Source organism: Faecalimicrobium dakarense (genome assembly GCF_000499525.1).
Classification (GTDB): Bacteria; Bacillota; Clostridia; order Peptostreptococcales; family Peptostreptococcaceae; genus Faecalimicrobium; species Faecalimicrobium dakarense.
The window spans coordinates 1-2,210 of record NZ_HG529224.1 but is presented as its reverse complement, the minus strand read 5'-3'; the positions used below and the strand labels follow the sequence as shown (position 1 = coordinate 2,210).

Sequence of the window (2,210 nt, the reverse complement as noted above, 5' to 3'; positions counted from 1 at the left end):
TTTTTTTTATTGTCATTTTTGCATATATAATATTATCTCTTGCCTATTTTTTAAGCCAAGTTTTTGAAGTATACTGCTTATATGTTTTTTTACTGTATATTCTGTTATAGATAAGTTTTCTGATATTTTATAATTATTAAATCCTTTTGCAACTTCTTTTATTACTTCTTCTTCTCTATTAGTTAATAAAGTATTAGCTCTATTAAGTTTATGTGTAAGTGCCTTATGCATAAGATCTCCTTCATAAAATTTTTTACCTTCTATAACTTTTCTCACAATATAAATAAACTCTTCTTTATCATCTATATTAGATATATATGCACCTATCCCTAATCTAACTGCTTCTATGAACAAACTCTCTTTTTTATAAAAATCTATTGCCAGAATTTTTAATGATTCTTGATTTTTTCTTAATAAATTAATTCTTTTTAAATCATTTATATTATTATCATCTATATTTATAAAAATAAAATCATATTTACTTAATTCCTCATCAGAAATATCATTTAAATCTGATACTTGATTTACATATTTTGGATTGAAATTTTCTATAAATAATTTTGATACCGACTCTTTTATCATAAATGATTTTGATATTATTAATGTATTCATTTTTTCACCTTTCTAACTATTAATAAACACTATACTTTTTATATAAATTAAACTATAGTCTATTATACCTAATAATCATAATTTAAATTAACTTACCCTTTATAACTAATCTGTAGCTTCCTATAAACTTTGGAGTACAAATTATTAGGGTTATAGATTTCTCATCTAAATTAGATTCTAAAACCTCCACTTGTTCATGTTTTACCACTTCTGATGAAATTACTTTATATGTGTGTAGACCATCATTATTTAGTACTTCTATACTATCTCCTGTCATGATTCCCATTAGATATATCAATTTTTAAAGCACAATCAATTATACTATTAGGCTCTAGCCCTACTATATTCTCTATGGTAACAACTAAGTCGTTTTTTAGCCTCTACTTTGTCTGTAAAGTATGCATAGCTACCTAAGATACCTATTCCACCTCTAGTTAATGCTCGTGCCGATTCAGTTATAGTCACCCTTATCTTTTCTTTATTTTTAATTTTTTTATTCATCAATCTTACCTTCTTTTTAGAAGAGGATTTTCTATCTAATACTATACCAATCCCTGCTACTGAAAGTACTAATATTGCTAATGTTAATGAGTTTAGAAAACCTCCTGTTTGCGGTAACTTATTTGCAGATTCTCCTACATTACTTCCATTTCCACCAGTTCCAGGTTTATTTGGTCTTGATGGCTTATTTGTATCTTCAGCTCCACCTGGTTTATTTAGGTTATTTATGTTTCTCTGTATCTCCTGGGTTTTCTGGCTTTTCTTCTGATTCTGGAGGTGTTACAGTTCTTCCACCGCTTTCTATTATCTTATATAAAATATCAAAACTATACACACTTGATACTAATTATGCTGCATTTCCCATTTCTTTTTTCCATTACTATTGTATCCTCTTGTTTTCCACTTACACTTATTTGTTTCTCTAACACAATTCCATTCTTATTTATTATGTATTTTAAGCTGCTATTACTTTTTGATATTATCTCTACTTTATATTTAAAGTTTACTTTAATATATTTATTCATTTCATCTAAGGCTTTTTCTAAACTATTATTTGCATGAGATTTTCTATATATAAATCTCTTATCTACTTGCATATTTTTACTTAATCCTGTTCTCCATCCACCTTATTGCTGATATTATTCAATATTTATAGTCAGATTGCTATTACTTGAAACAACAAAAGTTGGTGCAATTAAGGTAATAGATATAATTTAGCTTAACAAAATAGCTTCTACCGCCATTTTTATATTTCTTATTTAATCTCCTTTCTAAAAAAGCATTCTTAATTTTCAAGAATGTTTTTTAATTACTAATTTTACTCCCCCATATGTACTTTTATTTTATTAATCCCAAGTACAATAATAATTGATATACTAAAAAAAAAATATTCCTCCACATACCTATTTTTATACCTAATAGTACTTAATTAATAAGTATAATTTCTGTATTATACATCCTTATACTTTAGTAGTATATTAAACTGCTACTAATTATCCCATAATAAAAAGGAGCTAAATCTCACTAGAATAACTACCTAGTAAAATTTAACTCTAAAACGAAAAAAGACTATACATATTGTATAGTCTCAACTTAAT

Annotated in this window: 4 protein-coding genes; all 4 read right to left on the bottom strand. The window is 25.7% G+C overall.

Features of this window, described 5'->3' with window-relative positions:
* Positions 1 to 12: 12 nt before the first annotated feature.
* Entirely contained in the window at positions 13 to 612 is a 600-nt protein-coding gene (locus BN899_RS00015) for a response regulator transcription factor (protein ID WP_052356443.1), read from the bottom strand.
* Positions 613 to 694: 82 nt separating this feature from the next.
* Positions 695 to 910, bottom strand: coding sequence for a sortase (locus BN899_RS00010; protein WP_147568444.1), 216 nt, complete (start codon positions 908 to 910; stop codon positions 695 to 697).
* A 26-nt stretch (positions 911 to 936) separates the two neighbouring features.
* Positions 937 to 1,113 carry a hypothetical protein gene (locus tag BN899_RS19170; RefSeq protein WP_161628729.1) on the bottom strand — a complete coding sequence of 59 codons (177 nt, stop codon included), beginning with the start codon at positions 1,111 to 1,113 and terminating at the stop codon, positions 937 to 939.
* Positions 1,114 to 1,439: 326 nt separating this feature from the next.
* Complete coding sequence (locus BN899_RS00005) at positions 1,440 to 1,709, bottom strand: hypothetical protein (RefSeq protein ID WP_042271114.1); 270 nt, start codon at positions 1,707 to 1,709, stop codon at positions 1,440 to 1,442.
* Between the last annotated feature and the right edge of the window lie 501 nt (positions 1,710 to 2,210).